The 656-nt window shown below is 58.8% G+C and carries 1 protein-coding gene; it reads right to left on the bottom strand.

What is annotated here, in order from left to right; genetic code table 11:
• The coding region (locus QCM77_RS46010; RefSeq protein ID WP_280097154.1) for an AMP-binding protein at positions 1-656 on the bottom strand (656 nt) is incomplete at both ends.

The raw sequence follows: 656 nt of genomic DNA, 5'->3' as shown, positions 1-656 counted from the left end.
GATGTAAAGCTCCCCCACCGCCCCAAACGGAACGGGCTCAGCATGACCGTCCAGCAGATAGATCCGCGTGTTGGCGATCGGTCGGCCAATCGGGATGTTCGTGGATGCGGCCGGTTCTGCCGGAACGTTATAAGAGATACAACCGACAACCGTTTCGGTTGGGCCGTATTCATTCACCATTCTGGCCGAGGGCTGGATCCTGCGCCACAGCTCGACTGTCGACTGCGACAGCGCTTCACCGCCGATAATAAACAAACCAATTCGGCTACCAGCGGAGTCCGCCAGCATCTGTTGCCCAAGGGCATCCAGATGGCTCGGGGTAATCTTGATGAGGCCGCACTCCGAGCTGATTTTTCCCTTTAGCCCCTCGACCTCATCTCCCTCCATGACAAGCTGTACATGGCCACCACAGATCAGAGGCGCAAATAGGCTGGTAATTGTCGCATCGAACGCCACAGCAGAGGAGACCACGGAGGATGATCTGGGCGCGTAAGCCTGGCAGGCCCAGGACAGATAATTGGTCATCCCCCGATGCTCGACCATGACGCCCTTTGGCGTACCGGTTGATCCTGAGGTGTAGATCACATAGGCGAGATGGCGCGAGGTCAGGCCGAGGGCGCGTGGGTCCGGATTGGATTCCGGCAGGTTCGCCCAGG

Source organism: Bradyrhizobium nivariense (assembly GCF_029846695.2).
Lineage (GTDB): Bacteria > Pseudomonadota > Alphaproteobacteria > Rhizobiales > Xanthobacteraceae > Bradyrhizobium.
Note: the sequence above shows the minus strand (reverse complement) of the source record. Positions and strands in the feature narration are given on the sequence as shown.